The organism is uncultured Chitinophaga sp. (assembly GCF_937898475.1).
In the GTDB taxonomy this organism is placed as follows: Bacteria; Bacteroidota; Bacteroidia; order Chitinophagales; family Chitinophagaceae; genus Chitinophaga.
Genome location: NZ_CALEJS010000029.1, coordinates 1 through 21,740, shown reverse-complemented (window position 1 = coordinate 21,740; position 21,740 = coordinate 1). Strand labels below are relative to the sequence as shown.

The 21,740-nt window shown below is 47.5% G+C and carries 20 protein-coding genes; 15 read left to right on the top strand and 5 right to left on the bottom strand.

Going from position 1 to position 21,740, the window contains the following annotated elements:
- Positions 1–24: 24 nt before the first annotated feature.
- Complete coding sequence (locus Q0577_RS19185; protein WP_298739166.1) at positions 25–552, top strand: hypothetical protein; 528 nt, start codon at positions 25–27, stop codon at positions 550–552.
- Positions 553–653: 101 nt separating this feature from the next.
- Here the strand turns inward: Q0577_RS19185 and Q0577_RS19180 are convergent, their stop codons facing one another.
- Positions 654–1,445 (bottom strand): hypothetical protein, encoded by a 792-nt coding sequence (locus tag Q0577_RS19180; protein ID WP_298739164.1) that lies wholly within the window; start codon positions 1,443–1,445, stop codon positions 654–656.
- A gap of 622 nt (positions 1,446–2,067) precedes the next feature.
- Between Q0577_RS19180 and Q0577_RS19175 the strand changes: the two genes are divergently transcribed.
- Positions 2,068–2,664 (top strand): Crp/Fnr family transcriptional regulator, encoded by a 597-nt coding sequence (locus Q0577_RS19175; protein ID WP_298739162.1) that lies wholly within the window; start codon positions 2,068–2,070, stop codon positions 2,662–2,664.
- Between the two features lie 19 nt (positions 2,665–2,683).
- On the opposite strand, the gene Q0577_RS19170 is transcribed toward Q0577_RS19175, so the two are convergent.
- Complete coding sequence (locus Q0577_RS19170; protein WP_298739159.1) at positions 2,684–3,028, bottom strand: hypothetical protein; 345 nt, start codon at positions 3,026–3,028, stop codon at positions 2,684–2,686.
- Positions 3,029–3,296: 268 nt separating this feature from the next.
- Here Q0577_RS19170 and Q0577_RS19165 point away from each other — a divergent pair, with 268 nt between their 5' ends.
- Both Q0577_RS19165 and Q0577_RS19160 read left to right on the top strand, forming a co-directional pair.
- Positions 3,297–3,647 (top strand): hypothetical protein, encoded by a 351-nt coding sequence (locus tag Q0577_RS19165; protein WP_298739157.1) that lies wholly within the window; start codon positions 3,297–3,299, stop codon positions 3,645–3,647.
- On the top strand, positions 3,647–5,626 hold the full coding sequence (locus Q0577_RS19160) for a tetratricopeptide repeat protein (protein ID WP_298739154.1): 1,980 nt from the start codon (positions 3,647–3,649) through the stop codon (positions 5,624–5,626). Before Q0577_RS19165 ends, Q0577_RS19160 begins: the two co-directional genes overlap by 1 nt.
- 135 nt (positions 5,627–5,761) lie before the next feature.
- Here the strand turns inward: Q0577_RS19160 and Q0577_RS19155 are convergent, their stop codons facing one another.
- Positions 5,762–7,204, bottom strand: coding sequence for a hypothetical protein (locus Q0577_RS19155; protein WP_298739151.1), 1,443 nt, complete (start codon positions 7,202–7,204; stop codon positions 5,762–5,764).
- Between the two features lie 540 nt (positions 7,205–7,744).
- On the opposite strand from Q0577_RS19155, the gene Q0577_RS19150 reads away from it, so the two are divergent.
- Genes Q0577_RS19150 through Q0577_RS19130 form a run of 5 tightly spaced genes read left to right on the top strand, consistent with a single transcriptional unit; the run spans position 7,745 to position 11,316 of the window.
- The gene (locus Q0577_RS19150) at positions 7,745–8,221 is read left to right on the top strand and encodes a hypothetical protein (RefSeq protein ID WP_298739148.1); all 477 of its coding nucleotides are present in this window, start codon (positions 7,745–7,747) and stop codon (positions 8,219–8,221) included.
- A gap of 4 nt (positions 8,222–8,225) precedes the next feature.
- The gene (locus Q0577_RS19145) at positions 8,226–8,903 is read left to right on the top strand and encodes a hypothetical protein (protein ID WP_298739146.1); all 678 of its coding nucleotides are present in this window, start codon (positions 8,226–8,228) and stop codon (positions 8,901–8,903) included.
- Positions 8,864–9,478, top strand: coding sequence for a histidine kinase (locus Q0577_RS19140; RefSeq protein WP_298739142.1), 615 nt, complete (start codon positions 8,864–8,866; stop codon positions 9,476–9,478). Before Q0577_RS19145 ends, Q0577_RS19140 begins: the two co-directional genes overlap by 40 nt.
- Positions 9,471–10,130 (top strand): response regulator transcription factor, encoded by a 660-nt coding sequence (locus tag Q0577_RS19135; RefSeq protein WP_298739140.1) that lies wholly within the window; start codon positions 9,471–9,473, stop codon positions 10,128–10,130. Before Q0577_RS19140 ends, Q0577_RS19135 begins: the two co-directional genes overlap by 8 nt.
- A gap of 55 nt (positions 10,131–10,185) precedes the next feature.
- Positions 10,186–11,316 (top strand): hypothetical protein, encoded by a 1,131-nt coding sequence (locus tag Q0577_RS19130; protein ID WP_298739138.1) that lies wholly within the window; start codon positions 10,186–10,188, stop codon positions 11,314–11,316.
- On the opposite strand, the gene Q0577_RS19125 is transcribed toward Q0577_RS19130, so the two are convergent.
- A complete protein-coding gene (locus Q0577_RS19125; protein ID WP_298739136.1) occupies positions 11,317–13,701 on the bottom strand; it encodes an ABC transporter permease in 2,385 nt (794 codons plus the stop codon).
- A gap of 465 nt (positions 13,702–14,166) precedes the next feature.
- Here Q0577_RS19125 and Q0577_RS19120 point away from each other — a divergent pair, with 465 nt between their 5' ends.
- The 6 genes from Q0577_RS19120 to Q0577_RS19095 are packed head-to-tail and all read left to right on the top strand — an operon-like array spanning position 14,167 to position 20,864.
- On the top strand, positions 14,167–15,300 hold the full coding sequence (locus Q0577_RS19120) for a caspase family protein (protein WP_298739135.1): 1,134 nt from the start codon (positions 14,167–14,169) through the stop codon (positions 15,298–15,300).
- The gene (locus Q0577_RS19115) at positions 15,300–16,514 is read left to right on the top strand and encodes a hypothetical protein (RefSeq protein WP_298739133.1); all 1,215 of its coding nucleotides are present in this window, start codon (positions 15,300–15,302) and stop codon (positions 16,512–16,514) included. Before Q0577_RS19120 ends, Q0577_RS19115 begins: the two co-directional genes overlap by 1 nt.
- An 11-nt stretch (positions 16,515–16,525) precedes the next feature.
- Complete coding sequence (locus Q0577_RS19110) at positions 16,526–17,581, top strand: hypothetical protein (RefSeq protein ID WP_298739130.1); 1,056 nt, start codon at positions 16,526–16,528, stop codon at positions 17,579–17,581.
- Between the two features lie 20 nt (positions 17,582–17,601).
- The gene (locus Q0577_RS19105; protein ID WP_298739128.1) at positions 17,602–17,826 is read left to right on the top strand and encodes a hypothetical protein; all 225 of its coding nucleotides are present in this window, start codon (positions 17,602–17,604) and stop codon (positions 17,824–17,826) included.
- 48 nt (positions 17,827–17,874) lie between these two features.
- Entirely contained in the window at positions 17,875–19,968 is a 2,094-nt protein-coding gene (locus Q0577_RS19100; RefSeq protein ID WP_298739125.1) for a hypothetical protein, read from the top strand.
- Entirely contained in the window at positions 19,965–20,864 is a 900-nt protein-coding gene (locus tag Q0577_RS19095) for a M48 family metalloprotease (RefSeq protein ID WP_298739123.1), read from the top strand. Before Q0577_RS19100 ends, Q0577_RS19095 begins: the two co-directional genes overlap by 4 nt.
- A gap of 573 nt (positions 20,865–21,437) precedes the next feature.
- Here the strand turns inward: Q0577_RS19095 and Q0577_RS19090 are convergent.
- A partial coding sequence (locus tag Q0577_RS19090; RefSeq protein ID WP_298739121.1) for a hypothetical protein occupies positions 21,438–21,740 on the bottom strand: 303 nt, incomplete at its 5' end.

Sequence of the window (21,740 nt, the reverse complement as noted above, 5' to 3'; positions counted from 1 at the left end):
TTTTAATACATTCAACATCAGCATATGATTAATTTACAACTGTTCCATACGTTAAAGAACGTACGGCATATAACTGGACAGCTACTGACAGCAGCACCTGAAACAACCCCTTGCTATGGCTTCTTAGAAAAGGGCTTTGCGTATGAATACTATCGCACAAATAAAAACAAACAGCTGGTAACCTGGTTCTGGGGGAAGGGTGAATTTGTGATCCCCACCTCCAGGTATAGCAACATTGTACTTACAAGGGATGCTGAGTTCCATGAATTACCTTACGATGTCATGTTTGAGCATCTGAAGAAATGTGCAGAAAACCGTGAAGAATATGCTTTAGAGAGGGGCTGGCATAACGTACAGATAGCGGAGAGGATCAGTGACATCAGGTATTTAAGTCCTTTTCAGCAATATCTGAAACTGCTGCAAAGGATACCCTGGGTTTTTGACTATGTACATAAAGAGCAGATCGCATCTTATCTGAATATAGATGTACTGGAATTGAGGAGGTTTATGCTTAAACGTCCGGTTACGCTGCCAGACCGCCAGGAAGAATAGACGATCTGTCCAAAAAGATTACAATAGCAGACATCCTCGTGGATTGTCCGTTCAGGGAGGTTGTACCGGCGCAGGTGCAGCCTCTCCTTTTAATCACCTGCTTATCCTACCGCCAGGATACATGCCGATCCCGCATGTTTTACTTCCTCTATTTGCCCATGAAGCCCCGGAGCGCCCATTTCAACACCAATGGCAAACAACAGGGTCTGGGAATCCTTCATGCCTCCTGCCCTGTTCAGCCTGAGTGCCAGCGTTTGCGCCGGTAAAGGATCCGTTACCACCTGCCAGGGAGTATCCAATTTGGTAGTGGACCATTCAGTGGCGTAGTCATCATAACCGTTAACATCATGCACTACATCAGGCACCAGCCCCAATGACAAACAAAAACGGAACATAGGCTGCTTCCAGGGGAGGTTAAGATTGACACCCTGGACAAGCTGCGGCAGCTGTATAACCGCACTTTGCGTTTCCCGGTTAAGGGTACAGTTAATTGGCCCGGTTACAATACTGACAAAAGGATGGGTTCTATGCAGCATAAAACCAGCCAGCATATATCGGTGCTGTGAAAGGAAAATACTGCGCTTACCTTTTTCCCCTACAGTATCCAGCAACTGCATCTTTTTACAGATAGTGGTGAGCGATGAGGTAAAGTTATAACCTGACAGCCGTTTCACATGGATCAGCGGATACCTGATGGCGCGAACGGCTTTTCCCACCCCGATAAATTCTGACATATTTTCCCGGGTGCGTTCAAACTTCCTGGAATGCAATATCTGCTTCCTGGTAGGCCCGGCCTTTTTCCGGACGATGATCTTGTCAGATCCTTTCATTTTGTAAGCGGATACTTGTCCAAGTCCGCCGGTAAATTCAATACCTTCTTTAAGAATAGCCATAAGTAAAATTTTTAGTGGGTAAAACAAGTGAAGTGTGCAATTGGTTTAACAAAGAGGTACTTTTTTTGTCTGATCAGGGTATATGAGCAGTAGATGAGTGGTATCTATTAAGATACCGCTCATCTACCGCTCATATACGGGACATATACCGGACATGTACCGGACATCCTGCATAAAAGACTGTATACTGGCCGCTTTATCTGGTCCTAAAATAGCTATACAGGTGAATATAATAGTCCTGATACTGGTTATACAACCAATTGTATGGTCATGGGGCTGCAAACATACCGCTGTGAACTGATCCGTAAAGGACAAAATCCCGGCAGATGCGGACAATATGGAGGGATCAGTAAAAAACTGATGATCTAAATATTTAACTTATCACCTGAAAAAAGGGATACCCCTGGTAAACATGAGATCCCGGAGGTTGTACCGAAAGGTGCAACCTCTTATTTTTAAACGATAGAGTAGGTTCAACCGATACAATTTCATTGCGTTCAGGGTCAGGAATTCAAACAACATCATGATCGTCCTATACCTCCTCCGTTAATATTGGATTAACATTTTGACGTGCAGATTTAAATTAAATTGCCCCGTCCCTTAACCGAAAACCCTATTAAGCATGGTAGAAAAAATAACAGACTTTCTGCTGGACATTAGCTGGTTTCCCGAATCAGTGGTACAATCGCTACACGGAATGGTACATATTGACGAATACCCAACCAAACAGAAGCTGCTCTCACCCGGACAGATCTCTTCACGTGTGTATTTCATCCTGCAGGGACTGATCAGAGCTTACGAGGAAGATCACTCCGGTGAAAGCACTATCTGGATGATGGCCGAGGGAGATGTGGTTTTCTCTGTCCGCAGCTTCTATCACCGCGAGCCATCAAAGCAGTATATTGAAACCCTGGAGCCTGCAATACTAGGCTCAATCAGTTATGACGAACTGCAGAGGATTTATAAAGAATCGCTGGAATTTAATGTGGTAGGCCGTATTCTCAATGAACGCTATAACGTCCTGGCCGAAGACCGGGCCAATATCCTCAGAAAACATGATGCAATGGAAAGGTTCCAGCTCTTCCAGGAATATTATCCCAACCTGGAAAAAAGGGTACCTGCTGTATATATTGCTTCCTACCTGGGGATGGATAAGGATACACTATATAAGATAAGGAATGGCAAGTACCAGGCTAAGAAAAAAAGCAGTATATCATAACATGCTGTACAACAGGGCCCTACTCAGGATCGCTTCCATCAAACAATTCCGGCTGCCCCGCGGGCAATTCGTTGAATTCAACATACAGTTTCTCTAAAAACGAATCTATTTCGTGCAGCTCTAAATGATATGCCTCGTTCCACCACTTTGACCTCTCAAAACGACGGATCTCCTTACCGGATTCGATTATGCTTACTTCGTGGGGCGCAGCAGGGAATCCAACCAGGTCCATTACAATATCAAACAGGTCGATATCACCGAGATGCTCGATCTCAATGCCCGCATCGCCAAGTTTATACCATACTTTAGTGAGTGTAACGTGTTCGGTCATGAGTTTTTTAATTACAGCGTGATTGGGGTGCATATAGTTTATGGTTTAAAGGGTTAAGGAATTAACTAAAACGGGTACTATGAAGGTATATACGGAAAAATGGAGTTTATGGATCAATGAGATGAAAGATGAAAGATGAAAGGTGAATATTAGAATGACCGGTTTTCTGAACAATGGCTTCCAGGTGACGCTCCCTATACTGGTCCTGAAAATCCATGAAACAGCATCCTACAGAACGGGGCCTAAACGTTTTACGATAATTTTTCCGTATCATTGTAATACTATAGCTAACAGTTCTCATATGTTTTTTGATAATATATCCCCAAATGCGCTTAGTCCCGTACTGCTTGTTATTTCAGCCATTTTCTTTGTTTTCTACACGTTCATCAGAAGAGTCCCTAAAAAGACCTTGCCGGGAATATTAAGAACAAATAGCAAAGGCTTTTTCTGGATAGCAGTTATTATGGTAGTTGCTGCCTTAATCGTGCAGGTGCTGCCCCGTACAAGCGAAGTTATACCCGCTTCTACGGCAACAAAGCCAGATTCACCCAACCTATCACCCGTTATCATACAAAACTCCGGTAGCGGCACTGTTGTAAATGGAACGATGATCAATAATTTCAACCGCGCCGATACTAATCTGAAGAAATAATGAAAAAGGTTATCCTTATCGTGACACTGATGTTGTCATCCCTATTCCATGTATCAGGGCAACGTAGGATCTCACAACAAGCGCCTACCATTAGTGTTAATACCGGAAACGGGACAATTGTTAATGGCGTTCAGGTAAATACCCAAAACTTCATCCGGCAGTCGGTAAATAAGCACGTTTATCATCTCTCCAATCCTAAGCAAATACAGGAACAGCAATTACTGTTAAGAAAACTGCTGATTGCTTTGGACGGAAAGACCGAACTAACAATTGCTGTTAGCAGGCAGATTGACAGTTTATCAAATATTCTTTCAATTTACGGGATAACAGAAAGCCAGGTAGAAACGTCATCAATTGATACGAAGCGCTTACAATCTGTAAAATTGTTGATAGATCAGGGATTGCGGGATAGTGCCGACGCCGTCATCATAAGAGAGGAAAAAGAGATGGAGCACAAGTTAGCTGTATTATTATCAGAAAGACGGCGTAAAGAAAATGAATTGAGTAAGATTGATGAAGAACTTAAAACTATTGCTGTGAATTATGAAATGCTGGGCCGTTATTCTAAAACAAACTACGAAGACAGCCTGGCTTTGCACTATGCGAAAAAGTCTGTAATGGCTTATCGTAATGAACAAAATCTGTTACTTCTGGCGTCACTTTTAAGCGATGAACTGGAAAAATTAAAGATTTACTATCTGCTGGTATCTCAATATGCACTTAGCAATGATAAACTAGTGAAGGTGATTTCTTCCCTGACGGGTTTGCCCCAAACCGCAGGTATGCAGGACAAAATAGCCGGCAGGCCAGAACGAAAATATGAAGAGCCAACTAAGTTAATCACCGATACGCTTGGCTTCACACGGGTATGTGCCGAGGCTTTTTGCGAGATAGGACATGTTTATGCCATAAAGGGAGATCTGGACAGCGCCATCATTTACTACCAGCATTCAAAATTGGCCTTTGAATCATTAATGCGAAAATCCGGAAAGGAATATGAGCCAGGGCTTGAGTCCGTACTTTACTCCCTGGGACATTCCTATGCCCGGCAGAATAAATTTGCAGAAGCAATCAATACGCTTCATAGCGCCGCTTATATGTATATGGAACAGGGCAAGGACACAATGGCTGCCTTATATTTCACAATTTATGCTAACATTTTGATGGAGACGGGTGACATGTATGCGGATTTAAAGAAATGGCCTGAAGCAATCAGCGACTATGACGATGCCTGTTCCATTTTCAGGATCGGAATAGCGGTTGATGGAGGAGATTACTATCGAAAAGTAAGTATAGCACTTAGAAAATCAGCACATGCCAGATACGCCAGGGATGGAGACATACTGACGGACAGCACACTGATGTTACAAAAAGAAGCAGTTTTGCTGCTGGATCAGATGACTGATAAGAAATCTGAACAATACATATTGGAGAAGGCTACAGCATTAAATAACCTATCACTAATGTTCAAGGACATTCAAAATTTTGATAGTGCTTTTTTATGTATCCGGGAAGCCTACAGCTTACTTAGCCGGTCAGGCGATACAGCTACATACTGGAGAGAGGTCTGCCTGACATCTGTCCTGGGAAACATGCTCAACATAATGACGGCATCGGAACAGCTGCAGCAACAAGATGTTACGCCAATTGTGCTATATAATGAGCTTATTAGTTTGCTGGTTAATATTAACATAAAGTACACAGACGAAAGAATATTATTTGACCTTGCAACAGCATATAATAACTATGGCATATTGCTGGCAAACAACAATGAAAAAGAAAAAGGTCTGGAGAACTTCAGACAAGCAGAGGATTTACTGGACAAGTTAAACCTTGCCGCAGATCATAAACTCAGAACAGTTGTTCAGTCAAATAAATCAGCTTTAACAGACAAGCAAGCCGCAAATGAGCATACGTACGTAAGTTATATATCTTATAATATGCTGCTGCACTATAACGATGACCACACCGAATGGTAAGGTTATTGAGGACTACCCGTTTAAATTTTTTACACAGACAGCTGATAATTAATACACTCCCGGCATTGTATAATCCAGTACCCATTCAGCGTTGAGAAAATTGTTAATGCGCATCCTGTGCATCACCGCTTGCAGTTAATAATTAAAAGGCACCCCTATTCTTATATTCACCCCGAATCTGTCTTTTACGGTAACATCCTTAAACGGTATATCTGTCAGGGAAGCAATAACACCGAAAGTTGTTTTAGCAACTTTATCCCGTTCAAAAGTAAATAGTAATCCGCCTCTGCAACTGAAAACATTACGGGCATTTACACCATCCGGAACAAATACTTTGTACCGGGTGCTTCCTCCTATCTCAATACCAAGAAATCGTTTGAATTTCCCGATGGCTCCCGGAAAATAGTTGATGACGAAACCAGGAGCGATGAAGGCGTACCCTTTCTTTAGCTTATCATAGTCTTTCACGACTAAAGCTTCATAATCCTCCTTTACAATGTCGGGAGCAGAACCGGACTTGAGCTGCATAATTTCCAAAGGCTGTATTTCTTCGAGGTAGTTGGTATTTCCTACAACCGTCTCAAAAGAAAAGTAAAAGATGTCATTTCTGGCAGCCTCCTGGAATAAACTGTAACTGCCCGTAACCGTAAATCGTGGAAGGTTCTTCTTATCAATTGAAGCCAGCCTTACAACGGCAGTATCATAAATTGTAAACCGTTTCAGCCCCCCTGACACGTTGAAATTAAACCAATGAAGCCTATAGCCGGCTTTGTCGAACATTGTCACCTCAAAATCGGCGATCTCTTTTCTATAGATATTAAGCAGGGTCAGGCTGTCAGTATTGGCACTTCTAAGCATATCCCACGATGCAAGCAACTTTAACTCGGCATCCGTTACCGTTTCAGGCGTAGCTTTATATGTAGAGGTATTAGAAAGCAGCATATTAAGGTTGAAGTTATGGAGTGCCTGTATTCTTTTTCTTATGTCGTCAATCTGACATCTGTCAGTAGCCAATACTTTAGCGTAATTACGAAGTAATACCAGGTATTGTTTACTTCGCAATTCCCTTAACGTATCACAATCCTTAGATAAAAACAGGATAGTTCTGGCACATATCGGAACAGCTACGCCAAAATTAAAGCTAAAGCCTTCCTTCCACCCTTTTTTACCAAATAACTCAAATAGTTTCTTACTACTTTCTTCAGCGATGAAACCGGCATTCCACATCCGGGATGTTCCATTCTCCTTCCATGTATAATTAATCGTAAGTCTTTTAAGAGACTCGTTGAAATCAAGTGCAGCAGCCTTACCATTTCTGATGAGATCCTGCGAGCTCGTTAATATTCTCGAGCTTGCCAGGTTGTATAAACTATCAAAGGCAGGATCACCCACCACTCTTGCCTTCACGTTGTTACCAGTTATGGAATCTTTCTCTCCGCAATAAAATTGACTTTCATAAGCCCTCATGTTTTGATATAAGCTTTCAAGCAGCGCAGTATCTGACGCCGTAAGGGCTCGTTGAGAATATGACACAGCGGACAGTGCAAAGAAGCTTAACAGAAGAAACAACTTTTTCATTATAGTAGTATTTAAAAGGACATGCAAAGCTGCGCTTAAGCCATCAGGTTATGGCCTATATGGGGGTCTTTAGTTGTGGCAAATTGGATTCACTGTTGACATTCAAATACCACGCTCACTTTTCCGGGATCTTTCTTAAATTCGTCGTGAGCGCCGGACCCGTTGTCAGATCTTCCCGGTACGTCTGTAATTCCCGGAAGCGGATACTCATGATACGAATGATTTTGTTTTACAAAACTAATGCAGACGGCATAGGGCTAAAAGGAGGGAAATCCCGGATTAAAGAGGGGGGTTTTTTAGGGAAGCGGTGATGATTTCCCCGTTTATTATCCTTATATTTATTTTCATATATCGTGAATATCAAACAATTAATTCCCGGCCTGTCAATGCTATAGTTGTCCGCAATAAAGCGCTTCCTTACCTTAATCCCATCATTAATTTTTAACCTCAAAATCAAATGTCATGGAAAACAACAACACTGCAAATCTTAAAATTTCTTCATCACTTACATTAACTAATGCCCAGAAACAGCAACTTTACATGGGTGTAGAATCACTTATGCAGATGTATGAACGGGAACAGGCTTATGCCAGTATGTTCCAGGATGGTGACGATGGCGGCCAGGAGGTAGCGTTTTCAGATGCCATGGAATGTATTGGTTATTACAATGCTGAAATGGCCAAACGCGGCATTATCGAGAAGTCAATACCCTTTGACCTGCCTGTCTGCGTGGATGAAAGGCAGGATATCACCTATTTCGTAAAATTTGATGGCTTCAAGTTAAAAGAATGGATCCTGAAAGAATTTAGGCAGGCCCCCGGTATTAACTTCAAAATAGCCTGCGGAATGTATACAGAGCGATTCCTGCTGGAATACTTTCCTAATGATCCAGCTGCCAGGGCAGCAAAATTAAAAAGGATATCCCTGTTCATTATGCCCTATTTCAAAGACATTTCAAAAGCCTTTCAGCTGCTGGGCGATGGTAAAGCCTACAACCTCGGAGGATTAGAACCCTGACCCTATGCATATACACCTGTACCAATACACCCAATTCCTGAGTCTCCTCGTAGCCATCCTGTGCTACGAGGGGCTCTGTAAATATAAATTATCCGCTTTTCTGCCCATGCTGGTGATCGTGAACCTCATAGAGGTAACCGGCGCCAACTACCGTGCGCTTGGCTATATACCGTGGTTATCCAACCATGCCATCTATAACCTGAACCTGTTACTGGAAACACCCTTCCGGCTTTACCTCATGGGACAAATGCTCCGTATGCGGTCTAATGAGCGGCTCACCTTCCGGGGTATCGCCTTCCTTTGCATGCTGGTGATACTGCTCAATTACCTGTTTTTACAGGGTCCTTTTGTATTCAATACTTTTTCTTTAATATTGATACAGATTCTTACCATCGTGCTCTCCTGCTTTATACTATTACGACTGGCATTGCGGGAAGACATACGACCAAACCTGTGGCAGGACCCCTATTTCTGGGTCAACGCCGGCCTGCTGCTCTTTGCGCTGATCACGCTGGTAATACTCGGGCTGCAGCAATATATGCAGGACCACAAAGTGATGTTAGGAGGTAAAAGCCTGTACAAGGCCATCATGCCCCTCCCCAATTTTATATTATACCTGGGTTATAGTTACGCCTTTATTTTATGCAGGATCCCCAAAGCCAGATCGTTGTTATCATCATAGCCATTACCATTGTATTGCTGTTCATCGGCATTCTCTTCCTGGTAATGATATGGTCTTACAACAACAAAAAACTGCAGATGGCCAGGGAAAAACAACAGATACAGGACGCCTTTGAAAAACAGCTGCTCCAGTCCAGGCTCGAAATCCAGGAGGCAACCCTCAACGCCGTGAGCCAGGAAATCCACGACAACGTAGGACAGCTGCTCAGCTACGCAAAAGTACAGCTGAACATCATGGAACAACAGGCCACCTGGGGGCAGGAAGAACTGCACGCAATAAAAGACACCATCGGCACCGCCTTCACTGCCCTGCGCAATATTGCCAGGAGCCTGAACATCCTGAAACATGCTGCCGCTACCCGGGTGCAGATTGATATGCTATACCTTCCGGAGCAGCTGCAGATTAACATACACGATAACGGAAAGGGCTTCAATGTTGCAACTGCACTGACAAATAAAGAGGGCCTCGGCCTGCAGAATATCCTCAACAGGGCACGCCTGATGGGAGGCGCCGCCACCATCATCAGCCAGCCGGAAGAAGGAACGTCCATTAAGATAAATGTACCGTATGCCTGATACACGATATATCGCCATTGTTGATGATCATACCATGTTCCGCAAGGGATTGAGCGCATTGATCAACCTCTTTCCCCGCTATGAGGTACTCTTCGAAGCTGCCGACGGACGGGAAATGATTGAACGCCTGAAATATCAACGCCATCCGGATATCATCCTCCTGGATATCTCCATGCCGGGTATGGATGGTTATGAAACAGCCGAATGGCTGCAAAGGCATCACCCCGAAATCCATGTACTGGCGCTCAGCACCATGGAATCGGAGATCGCCATCATCAAAATGATCCGGCAGGGCGCAAAGGGATATGTGCTGAAGGATGCCGAACCGGAAGAGCTGAAGCTGGCATTTGACGAGGTATTCTCCCGCGGCTTCTTCTTTAATGACCAGGTAACGCGCACCGTGATGCGGAACATCACACAGCTGGTGAATGAAAATTCACAACTGAATACATTTGTGAAGCTGTCGGCCAGGGAAATGGATTTTATCCGCAAGGCCTGCAGTGAAAAAAGTTACCAGGAAATAGCTAAAGAGATGTTTGTGAGCGAACGTACGGTAGACGGTTACCGGGAAGCAGTGTTTAAAAAACTGAATGTATCTACCCGCGTGGGTTTGGTGTTGTATGCGGTGAAGAATAACCTGGTGGTGCTGTGATGGTTAAAAGTCATTTCCCGCAATTTCACTATATTTATCCCACAACTATCCCTCTATGATCCATGAAGCACAACCAAAGACCGGCACCTCCTCCCGCGCCGCTGCGCACACCACAGCCACAGGCGGCAGATCCATGCCCGCGGTGCCTGTCCAACTTCAGCATAACAGCACTACCGCAACTCCCGTAGTACAAAGAACCCCGCAGGACTGGGCAAGATCGCCCAAAATAGCTACTATACTGCAGCACGAACCCGGCTTTTTCAGCACCTGGAAAAAGATAAAGGGGGCGATAAATGATTATAAAATCCTGCCCACCCGTGCCTTGCAAAACCGCTGGGATCTGCTCCATGAGATGCAGTCACTGATCGCCGTATGGAAAGCCGGGCATGTAGGAGATACCACCCAAAGGGTAGCGGGTATACGCGGCGTGCTGCCCGACCTTGAAAACCTGATCAGCCACGAACAGCTTGAAATAAGAACGGCCGCTTATAGAACCGGTGGAGAAATGTACACTTCAGCAACAAGGCCTGAAATCGCCTTCTCTATTGTCAAGCGGGGAAATAATCTCGAAATCAGCAGTGAGAACCCCAGGATCAGCGGGAATATAGAATTTGTTGTAGCAAACGGCGCCATTGATCTGAGACATTTTGAAGCGCAGCCGGAAGGACTGGGACTGGGAACCGTGCTGATGAATGAGTTTGCAAGGTTTACAAGTGGAATGGGAATCGAAATAGTGGAAGTGCAGACGGCCGCCTTGTCGGCAATGGGCGCTTATGAGGCTTTCGGCGGCATACCTCGCCCCGGAAGAGAAGATGCCTTTGAACTGTCAAAAGGACAATATGCGGCTGCAATGGGGCTTACAAATGACCAGGAGCATGGAGAACATATAGCCGAAGGTCATGGAGACACGTCGTACGACAACTTTATCAATGAAGAAGCCAAAGCAATCGGTACAACGAAGGTGAACAAGGCAGAATTTGAAAACCCGGGTCAGGGACCGGAAGCGCTTGCAGCAATCAGAAGTCAAGCCGAACAGGCGCACAAAGATAGAAACCCAAGAACGGTAGCCAACGTAAAACGGGCAGCCCGTTTAAAGGCGTTATCCGCATTCCTCAGCTATAAAACAAGCGATCTGCTGGACAAAACCAACGCTATGATGGCCGGTAAATGGAAAATAGAAAAATAGTTATTCCGACCTGAGCGACCTCACAGGATTCATCAACGCTGCTTTGACCGTACTATATCCCACCGTCAGGCAGGCAATGAGCAATGTAATAGCTATAGCCAGGAGAAAAATACCCGCACCCGGACTAATACGGTAGGCAAAGGTTTCCAGCCACTTGTTCATCACCCACCAGGCCAGCGGGGCGGCAATCACAAAAGCCACCAGCAGCAGGCGGATGAACTCTTTACCGAACAGCCAGAGGATGCTCTGCACACTGGCGCCTAATACTTTGCGAACACCCACTTCCTTTGTCTTACGGGCAGCCATAAACGATACCAGGCCATATAAACCCAGGCAGGCAATAAAAATGACTACGATGGTAAAGGTCTGGATCACCTGCCGGATGCGCTGATCCATTTTATAGGAGCCGGCAATGCGCTGATCCAGGAATTCAGCACTGAAAATATTATCCGGGAACATTTGTTCCCAGCTTCTTTGTACCGCTGCCAGGGTGCGCTGCAGCGCCGCTGTATTAACCTTCACCGCACAGTGATGGTAAGCCCTGATCTCTGTGGAGATGGACAATGGACGGATGGGACTGTGCAATGACGCATTGTGAAAATCTTTGATCACCCCTACAATGTGGCCGTTCACATCGTTGATCATGGCTTTCTTGCCAAGCACTTCTTCAATATTGTTTAGTCCGAGTTTTTTAACCAGCGTCTCGTTCACCAGGAACTCCCGGATGGTATCAGAAGGGTACAAATTACGGCCCGCCAGCAGCGGTACACCGAAGGTGGAAAGGTAATGCTCATCGGCCATTTTCAACACCACATCGTAATTCTCCCTCCGGGTGCGTGTATCGTATACGATTTCGCGGCCGCCGCCCTCGCCTATGGGCGGCTGGTTGCAGAAGGTGAGGCTTTCCACCCCCGGCAGCCTGGAAAGTTCCGAGCGCAGGGTGCTTATCTGTGATTTCTCTGAGGAGGGAAGCGGCAACAGCACGATGGCGTCCTGCCGGAAGCCCATGTTGGCCTGGCTAACATACCGCATCTGGTAAACGATCACCAGGGTGCCGATGATAAGCAGCTGCGAGATCACGAACTGGGTAATGACCAGCCCTCTTCTCAGGGAAAAGCCGCCTACATGCTGCTGCGTTAATGCCCCTTTCAGCGCCCGTACGGGCTGGAAACCGGCGATGACAAGTCCGGGGTAAGCGCCGGAGAGGAAGATCACCAATACCAGCAGCAGTGGCAGGAACAGCAACAGGTACCCGTCCCGGAAGAAGCGGATGCTGATGGGAATATCGAACAATACGCCCAGGTAAGGAAGCGCCAGCGGGATCAATACAAAGGCCAGCAGCAGGGCCACTACATTGATCAGCGCCGTTTCGGCAATGAACTGCCAGAACAGCTGCTGGCGATGGCTGCCCAGTGTTTTGCGGATGCCCACCTCCCTGGCGCGGTTCAGCGCCTGCGCCGTAGCCAGGTTAATGAAATTTACAGCGGCCGTGATGATCAGGATAACACCGATAAAGGATAAAGCCCATAAATTTTTCCTGGACATCCTGCCATCAAATGCAGGATTGAAATGGATATCAGACAGCGGCTGCAGTTTGAACTGCCACTCCAGCTGATAGTCGCCTTCATAGTATTTGCGCGAGAAAGCCGGGAACACCGCGTTAACAGCAGCGGGTGAGACACCTGGTTTAAGCAGCACGAAACACTGGAAATCGGAAGCTACACCGCCCCAGCCATGATCGCCGGCTGCCCAGCGGTTATAGTCTTTCAGGCTGCTGAAGGGAAGGTAGATCTCCTGCCTGCGGTCTGTATTCGCGGGCAGGTCGGCCAGGATACCGGTGATGCGGAAATCCTGGTTGTTATTAACACGGATGATCTTTCCCAGGGGTTCTGCTGTTCCGAAATACTTCTTTGCCAGCCGTTCGGTGATTAGGGCGGTATTGGGTGCGCTGAGGATATTTTTCCTGTCTCCCTTTATCAATGGGAAATCGAGTATATCAAAGAAACCCGGTTCTGCGAATGCCACTCCCCGCTCCTCCAGGAACCGCTGGTTGCCGGCGGAAAAAGGAAGGGATACCTGCTGCCAGTCCATTACATAAACCCTGGACACTATTTCTGCAAAGGCATAGTCGTTACGGAAGGCTTTCCCAACCGGCGGCGGGGTACCGGGATAGTAGAAGACCTTTTCCATATGATCTTCCGTGACAATGCGGTAGATGCGGTCTTTCTTTGTATGGAAGGTATCGAAGCTGAGATGGTATTTTACAAAACTGAAGATCAGGATAGCGGAAGCAAAGCCCAGGGCAAGACCGAGGACGTTGATCAGCGTATATGCTTTTCTGCGTTGCAGGTTACGCAGGGCGATCTTAAAATAGTTGCGTAGCATGGTGGAGGGGCAGCAAGAATGTTGCCAGCTATGACGATAACGTGTCATGGCTGAATAAGCGTATGTTCAGCACGCAGAGGCTGTCCGGCGCTGAACAGGGGTGTCCGTTTCCGGACGCATAATATCATCGCTGTGGCTGAATTTTAATCCGTGGCCTTCCTTCTCTTGCTGTTATATTTAACCGCTCCGCCGGATGCGCAAAACGTTGCCAAACATTTTACAGCAAGCAATGGCGATCTGCCGTTTCTCCATCCGGCAGGATAACCAGCCTGCCTCTTTTAATAAATTGCAGGGTATTTGATCCCCCAAAGAATAAATTTCTTAGTGTCATTTAACTTCCGTTACCTACCCGAATTAACCATCACCGGCTTTTCCAATCCGGAATATCCTTATCTTTATCCCACCAAACAATACCCCAGGTCATGTTCCCTGCCTTTCCACATCACCACACTATAAACTACCCATATGGCATTGTATTTTGATCAAATACAACCGGTCCCCCAGACGCACATCCTGATCATTGGCGTAGGCGGCTACCCTTTCCTGAATGGCGGCGCCAACGCTGTTCCGCAGACATTCGACGGTGCGCAGCTGCTGGGCCAACTGAGCTCGCCACCGGTATCTGCGGAAGCCTTCTACAACATGGCCATAGCGCTGCACCAGGAAGGCGCCTGGATCAAGCCCCTGGGCAGTATCAATGTACTGGTGTCTCCAGACCCTTCTGCCGGCAACCTGTTTGCGGGGAAGGCACTGGAACCGGCCACCATCGCCAATATAGAAAACGCTTACCTGGACTGGAAAAAGTTATGCAACAGTGATCCTGAAAACGTGGCCATCTTTTTCTTCTGCGGACACGGACTGGATAAAGGAGAACATTACCTGCTGGCAGAAGATTTTGGCCAGCGGCCGGACAATCCCTGGAAAGGATCCTTCGCTTTCGATATGACGCGGCGCGCCTTCTTTTCCTGCAAAGCGCGTACGCAGCTCTTTTTTGTAGACGCCTGCAGACAGCTTACCTCCGATATGCTGAAGACAGACCTGCCGGCCAATCCCATTGAGCCGCCCAGCCTGCTGGCAAAGGATTGCGCCTTTAACCTCACCCAGAAAGCAGCGGCGGCCAATGAAAGCGCCTACGGCAAAAAGAACGAAGTGTCCTTCTATACCAAAGCCCTGATAGGCGCTCTGAAAGGAAACGCCAGCAATAACGATATCGGCGAATGGCGGATTGCCACCGGTACCCTGTCTTATAAGATGAACAGTTTCCTGCAGCTGGAAGCGCCGGGAGAAGGCTACCCGCAAAGATGTATCAGCACCACCAGCGATACTACAGACATCATCCGTTTCAGCAAACCACCCATGGTGCCGCTGAAAGTAAGCTGTACACCAGACGATGCACTGGCCTATGCGGAGCTGTCCTGCCTGGACCCCAATACCAACCAGGGCGAACGGCGGCCCCCGCAGGGCGCGCCCTGGGAAACCAGGATCAAGGCAGGGCTGTACAAGATAGAAGCCAGCTTCAGCGGCGGAGAGTATAAGTCGAACGCCATCTTCCGCCAGGTAATGCCCCCATCCGTTAACCAGGTATTAAACTGCATGTAATGAACACTTCCGCACCCATACAAAGGCAGGGCCAGTTGCAGGTAGTGATAGACTCCCACACGCCCGAATCGGCCATCATCCCCAAACACCTGCAGATCATGGGTACCGATTTGCGCGTGCAGCAGTCTGCCTGGCTGAATAACCGCACCTGGCAACAGGACCTGCCGCCCGGTGTATACATGGTACGCCTGCACCTGGCCTCCGGCAAACACCTGGAACAGGTGGTGCAGATACAGGAAGGACAGGCCAGCACCCTGGGTTTCGATATCGGGCAGTTCAGTCCGCGGGAATCGCAGGAATGGGCCTACCTTACCAAAGCCAGTGCGGGTAACAGTCCGGAGAGTATTGCGTTCAGAGGCGGCGGCAATAAAGAATCCGCCAGGTTCCTCAACCACATCAACGGCTACCGCTGGCAACTGATGAATGACGTATGGACGGTTATCCAGGATATACCCATCAACAATGCATTTATAGATGAATACGGGGAGACTTACCACTTTTATGTGGCCCGGGAAATGCAGCTGCTGGAAGTGGAAGTGCCGGGTAAAGCATCTGTTTTTGTGTGCCTCCCTCCTTCCGAGCTGGCCTGCATGATAAAGATTGCAGAAGGTCCGGAAAACGTGGTGCCCGGGCTGGATATTTCCATCAGCACCCGCAATGAGAAAGCGCAGGTATTGCTCTCGCTGATCATGTCTGGCGATATGGCCAGGGCCAAAACCCTTTCTTCGGTAAAGGATGCGGAAGGGCTGCTATACAGCAAAATGCAGGACCCTGCGGCGGCGGCCATCGGCGGCTATTTCCTGCTGAAAACGGGCGAGTTGCAGAAAATGCACGACTGGGCCAATAACCTGGCCAACTGGTTTAACTGGATGCCCGATGGCGCTATCATCCATGCCTGGCAGCTGATCCAGGAAGGAGGTGCAAACATCAATATCAAGACTATCCGGCAACGCCTGATCGATGCCGTGAACAGGGGCATCCCTATCTACAGCGAAGGACTGCGGTTGCTGTATGATGGACTGACAATGCTGTCGTTTGAATTCAAGCGGGATGATCAACCGGTGGAAGCAGCGCTCAGCCGCGTGAAACAATACATGGCTTATGCAGACATGAGCCAGGAAACCACCACGTTTACCGGCGCTTATCCCGACCAGCCCGGGGGCACTAAAAAGGAAGGCATTACAGGAAACAGGCCGGTGAAGAAAATAACGTAAACGCATACCCCATGATATTCCAGGTCAACTTTCTGCCCGCAAAATATGGTGATTCCATCTGGATTGAATACGGTGAAGCAGGCAATACCAAAAGGATCCTGATCGACGGCGGCACCAGCGGAACCAGAAAACATATCCGCGAACTGCTGGATGCAGTGCCGGGTGACAAGCATTTTGAACTGATCGTAGTAACCCATATTGACCGCGACCATCTGGAAGGCATCTTAAGCCTGCTGGAAGAAGACACACTGGATTTCAGCGTGGGCAGCATCTGGTTCAACGGCTGGCACCACCTTCCGGACAATGATCCTGTAGAGCCCTTCGGCGCCGTACAGGGCGAAAGACTGACGGCTGCCATTCTTAAACATCGCCTGCCCTGGAATACCGTATTTGATGGAAAGGCAGTGATGGTGCGGGATGGCGCTTCTTTGCCGGAGATCACGCTGGATGGCGGCATGCGGATCTGCCTGTTGAGCCCTACCGCGGAGAACCTGGCAGAACTGCGCAACAAATGGGAAAAGGAAGTGGAGAAGGCCAACCTGGTTCCCGGCTTTGGTTTGCAGGAACCGCAGGACGATGGCATTGAGCCCTTTGGCGCCGACGAACCGGATGTGGATGCCCTGTTCGAAGAGGTGTTCCATGAAGACGAGGCGGCCGCCAACGGCAGCAGCATCGCTTTTTTAGCCAGCTATGGCGGGAAGTCGGTACTGTTTGCCGGAGACTCCTTTCCGGGTGTGATATTACGCTCACTGAACAAACTATACGAAGGCAAGGCGCCGGTAGACCTGGTAAAGCTTTCGCACCATGCCAGCGCGCATAATACCAGTCCGGAGCTGATTGCCAAACTGGATTGTAAACGATTTGTGATCTCTACCAACGGTTCCATCTACAAACATCCCTCACAGGTAACGGTAGCCAGGGTGATAAGGCTGCAGGGCCCTGGCACAGAACTGATCTTCAACTATAAAACTGCGTATAACCGTTGCTGGGATCTGCCCGCTTTAAAAGAGAAATATGAGTACGTAGCTACTTTTCCGCAGGGAGAAGGGATACAGGTAAGTATCTGATATTCATCAACCCCCAACACATGCCTATTGCCAATTATACAGACCTGATCTCCAGGCTGGCCGCATGTAGTAATGATAAGCAGGTAGCAGACCTGCCGGAAAAACACTATCACGTTGTAGACGAAACCTTCCTGCATTTTTCTGAAGATCCCGCAATTGCTTTCAGTAAGCACCACCGGAAGCAGGCTTTTTTTAACACAAAAGTGCAATTGCTGCCGCCTGAAACTGTCTTAACTTGCCCGTGAGCCCCTATATTCATTTGAATGCACATTACGGGACAATAAACAAAGCGCATGACCAAAATCTATCTGACTACCCTATTGATCATTACATGGCTGGGAGCATTTTTCGGGAAAGCACAGGCTGCAGAATACCCCTGGTTCAAAGTACACGGCTTTGAAGGCTGGATTGAATACGCTCCCGCAGCTACTACCGACAGAAGAATAAATGTACTGCCACGGCTATACGGCCCTTCCTTTGTAGGCGAGTTTGGCGGCGCCAGCGTCAATACTTCCAATTTGCTGGTAGTGAAACCCGACGGACAGATCCTGCTGAAATTCCTGGTAATGGGTAACACGGCTAAACTGCCGGCCAGCTTTAAAGATGATGTGTACAACAGCTTGCAGTCCGGCGGCTTTGTCAGAAGTGGTTTTACCCTGAACAGCATCCGTCAGTACCAGCTGATAATCCCGAAGATCAACAACCTGAAGGCTGTGCTGATCGTGAACGGCGAAGTAAAGCAAAGTGTGGAGATCCCTGCAAATACCTATGTGGATGGAGAATACACCGGTGAGTTCAGGATTGAGCCGGATGATGATATTTACGGCAATATCCAGAACGCCGACTTTAAGATACAGCTGGAGTATGAGTTTCCTTACCAGACCTTCAGCGGCGCTACCTTAAACCTTTCGCAGACGGCGCTGACCCACATCAAGGTGGATGTTTTCAAGGAGGTGATACGGCGGGTTAAGAAAAGCGGAACTAAAATACTGTGGATGGATTTCAGAAGCACCTATGTGAAAACCATCGAAAAAGAAAGGATCAACACCAGTGCGAGTTCCAAGTATGATACCAAACTGGAAGTGGTGTTGCGCGATCCGGATGAAAGCACTTTGAAATTCCTGGACGATATTATGGGTAAGCAGGAGATCTCCAAGGAGAAGCTGATCGCCCAGCATGAGAAATTGATCACGCAGGCCAACCAGCATAATAACCCCACCCTGGGGAAATTGTCAAAGGAATATATTGATGCGGTAAGAGCTGATGATCATACGGCACAGATCAACATCCTGGATGCGTTGAGCAGCCTGGCGAAGGACGACATCCTGGGTTTCCTGTCTTCCGGTATATCTTTTGCCGAAAGTTCTGCCAGCGGTTCCTACACTTATATTGCCTCCATACAATCCACCTATACCACTACGTCGAATGATTTTTATTCGCAGCATGTGATCAGGACATCCCGGTATACCTACCAGACGGCGATCGATAATTTCCCCATGCTGGCTAATGTGCTGCAGGGAGCGCGGGATCAGCAGATGAACGCGCTGTTTGGCACTACACGTCCCACGCCTTTTATCATAGATAATACGCTGGTGCGGATGGTGACCGGTAATAACCTGCAGAATGCCCGCTATTGCCTGCTGCTGGGGGCTAGTCCGAACCAGGTTACCGGTCAGGATATGGAGCCTTTATTAAACTACACGCTGAAGAAACGCTATTACTCGCTGGCGAAGCTGCTGGTAAAGCATGGGGCCAATCCCAACCTGAAGAACCGGCATGGTGAAGATGGGCAATACCTGCTGGAGAACATAGACGACAGGGCGCTGGCGGATGCGATCCGGGCGGCTATCCCGCTCAGCGGCAAGGTAGGACTGTCATTTACTTTATTGCCGCCGGGTCCGGAGTTTAAGATGGAAATGGCCAATATCAATCTCCGTGTGCAGGCGGTACAGGCCCCTTTACAGGCGTCTGCCAACAATACCTGGACCACATCGCAGGTAACGCTGTTCCCGGGAGATTACAATATTGAGATCTCTTTGTACACGTATTTCCTGCTGCCGAAGAACAGCGCAACACTGAATGATCCTTACCAGGTACAGCGCTATACCAGTGCAGGTTATATGTTGTCTGACAATGGTTCAAAGATCCGCCTCTCAAAAGTGATCACAATATACGACAGGATCCGGGTGTTGAAGAACGGTTCCAATACCTACCAGTATTCCCTGTACACCGATCCCGCTACCCTGGCAGTGACGGAGGCGAATAACCGGCATATTAACAATTACGACGCGGGCAACACTTATACAGGCGCAGGATCTGCCGGAGCAAACGCTTCGGGGTACCGCCTGGAGGACGTCATGTTTAACTTCGGGAATCCTAATCCATGAGAACGATATTTGTATTATTTATCAGCCTGTTATCCCTGGGAAGTTATGCCCAGGTGCAGCTTAACATCAATTTATCGGGTACCTGCAGTTATTACGGTGAATCGATGACCAGCAGCGTATATGGTTTCAGCTCCAGCCAGGAAGCGGAGCAAATTATTGAAAGGATTGTTTCGCAGGTGGGATTAAAGAAGAATTTCCAGATCAACGCGGCCAATGTGCCCAATGCAGCAGCGGTGATCAATGGGTCTACCCGGTATATCCTGTACAGTCAAAGCTTTATAGGGCAGGTGAACAGCATGACCAATTCGCGCTGGGCATCCATCAGCATCCTGGCCCATGAAATAGGGCATCACCTGAACGGGCATACGCTGGAGAGCACGGGTAGCCGTCCTTCTATAGAGCTGGAAGCAGATGAGTTCTCCGGCTTTGTACTGGCCAAAATGGGGGCATCGCTGGCAGAGGCCCAGCTGGCCATGAATACCATTGCATCTGAAAACAGCGTGTCCGGTACGCACCCGGTAAAAAGCGCCCGCCTGGAGGCCATAGCCGTAGGCTGGTACAAAGCCCGGGAGGGATCTGCCGGTGGTGGTTCGGGCGCCGGACGTCCGCCGGCGATACCGGCTAATCCGGGTAATACGGTGACGTATGTATCCAAATGCCTGCTAACCGGAGATGCGAACGCCTATTATGTTACCGATACCAACCTGATATTACGATACAATGCCAGTAACGGACAAATGGCGGTGGTAGGGCAAAAGCAGGGGTCTGCAGACAGCCGCTTTGCCTGGATCTTTGCTTCCAGCAATGTTATGTATGGGGTAGACCGCCAGGGAAACATCTGGTGGCAGAACGCGTATGGGCAGTTTGTGAAGATTGGGATTGTGACGTATCCCTGAACGCCAGGGTTTACCGGCAGGCTCCCATAGTTCGATCTTGTTGCCTTCCAGGTCGAGGATATGCCTCTGAAGTAGATGTTGCAAAACTTTCGTACTTTATAATTGCGTTTGTAAGGTTTGTTTCCTTCTGAGAATGGACGGTGTTAAAAGAACCCAGAAAAATAAACAGATAATAGTATAGTGATTTCATGTGACTGGATGTTCCTGGCTACGGAAACGCGGCGTTACCATTTGACTTTAACGTTATGCTAACTTGAAATGTATCTTCTAAAAAGCAGTCTGTATAGCACCGCGCCAGTGAGAGCGAAGATTGCAGTCTGTACAAATAATACCATAAGCGCTTGTGATGGAGCTGCATATAGTATACTCCAGCTTATGAAGTTTACTGGCAGGGTAATAAGAAGGCCCCACATTACCCATTCCCCATACAATAAATTATCCGGATACATCGACAATACGGATATTGTTCCTACTCCAACGTACAGAAAGGATGTTAAATATGCATACAGATATGCGGACTGCCTGGTCATAAAATAAAAATAAGTTGACTAGCCCTTTTAATTAATCATATCCTTATTGTGGATAGTGTTCTTTGTACCACTTATGCCACTTCTCCCAATCACTTTTACTGAAACTCAATTTTCCTAGCAAAGTTCCATCCGATTTCGACTCTATCTTAGTATGTTCTTCCATGAATGCAATTTGCTGAGTGCAACAATAGTAAACTGTATCCTTTACATTAGCATTAACGACTGAGTCTAATATTTTAAAATGGTAATTAAAAAGAGAATCTTGTCCATTGGTGGCAGGAGGGGTGATCGGCTTTTGTGCAAAGCTACAGCCCACCCAAATTAGCGAAAAAATAAATGATATAAT

What these genes read in the sequence shown, in the direction of transcription:
- Q0577_RS19185 (WP_298739166.1), top strand. Translation starts at nt 25, where the DNA reads ATGATTAATTTACAACTGTTCCATACGTTAAAGAACGTACGGCATATA.
- Q0577_RS19180 (WP_298739164.1), bottom strand. Translation starts at nt 1,445, where the DNA reads ATGGCTATTCTTAAAGAAGGTATTGAATTTACCGGCGGACTTGGACAA.
- Q0577_RS19175 (WP_298739162.1), top strand. Translation starts at nt 2,068, where the DNA reads ATGGTAGAAAAAATAACAGACTTTCTGCTGGACATTAGCTGGTTTCCC.
- Q0577_RS19170 (WP_298739159.1), bottom strand. Translation starts at nt 3,028, where the DNA reads ATGCACCCCAATCACGCTGTAATTAAAAAACTCATGACCGAACACGTT.
- Q0577_RS19165 (WP_298739157.1), top strand. Translation starts at nt 3,297, where the DNA reads ATGTTTTTTGATAATATATCCCCAAATGCGCTTAGTCCCGTACTGCTT.
- Q0577_RS19160 (WP_298739154.1), top strand. Translation starts at nt 3,647, where the DNA reads ATGAAAAAGGTTATCCTTATCGTGACACTGATGTTGTCATCCCTATTC.
- Q0577_RS19155 (WP_298739151.1), bottom strand. Translation starts at nt 7,204, where the DNA reads ATGAAAAAGTTGTTTCTTCTGTTAAGCTTCTTTGCACTGTCCGCTGTG.
- Q0577_RS19150 (WP_298739148.1), top strand. Translation starts at nt 7,745, where the DNA reads ATGGGTGTAGAATCACTTATGCAGATGTATGAACGGGAACAGGCTTAT.
- Q0577_RS19145 (WP_298739146.1), top strand. Translation starts at nt 8,226, where the DNA reads ATGCATATACACCTGTACCAATACACCCAATTCCTGAGTCTCCTCGTA.
- Q0577_RS19140 (WP_298739142.1), top strand. Translation starts at nt 8,864, where the DNA reads ATGCAGGATCCCCAAAGCCAGATCGTTGTTATCATCATAGCCATTACC.
- Q0577_RS19135 (WP_298739140.1), top strand. Translation starts at nt 9,471, where the DNA reads ATGCCTGATACACGATATATCGCCATTGTTGATGATCATACCATGTTC.
- Q0577_RS19130 (WP_298739138.1), top strand. Translation starts at nt 10,186, where the DNA reads ATGATCCATGAAGCACAACCAAAGACCGGCACCTCCTCCCGCGCCGCT.
- Q0577_RS19125 (WP_298739136.1), bottom strand. Translation starts at nt 13,701, where the DNA reads ATGCTACGCAACTATTTTAAGATCGCCCTGCGTAACCTGCAACGCAGA.
- Q0577_RS19120 (WP_298739135.1), top strand. Translation starts at nt 14,167, where the DNA reads ATGGCATTGTATTTTGATCAAATACAACCGGTCCCCCAGACGCACATC.
- Q0577_RS19115 (WP_298739133.1), top strand. Translation starts at nt 15,300, where the DNA reads ATGAACACTTCCGCACCCATACAAAGGCAGGGCCAGTTGCAGGTAGTG.
- Q0577_RS19110 (WP_298739130.1), top strand. Translation starts at nt 16,526, where the DNA reads ATGATATTCCAGGTCAACTTTCTGCCCGCAAAATATGGTGATTCCATC.
- Q0577_RS19105 (WP_298739128.1), top strand. Translation starts at nt 17,602, where the DNA reads ATGCCTATTGCCAATTATACAGACCTGATCTCCAGGCTGGCCGCATGT.
- Q0577_RS19100 (WP_298739125.1), top strand. Translation starts at nt 17,875, where the DNA reads ATGACCAAAATCTATCTGACTACCCTATTGATCATTACATGGCTGGGA.
- Q0577_RS19095 (WP_298739123.1), top strand. Translation starts at nt 19,965, where the DNA reads ATGAGAACGATATTTGTATTATTTATCAGCCTGTTATCCCTGGGAAGT.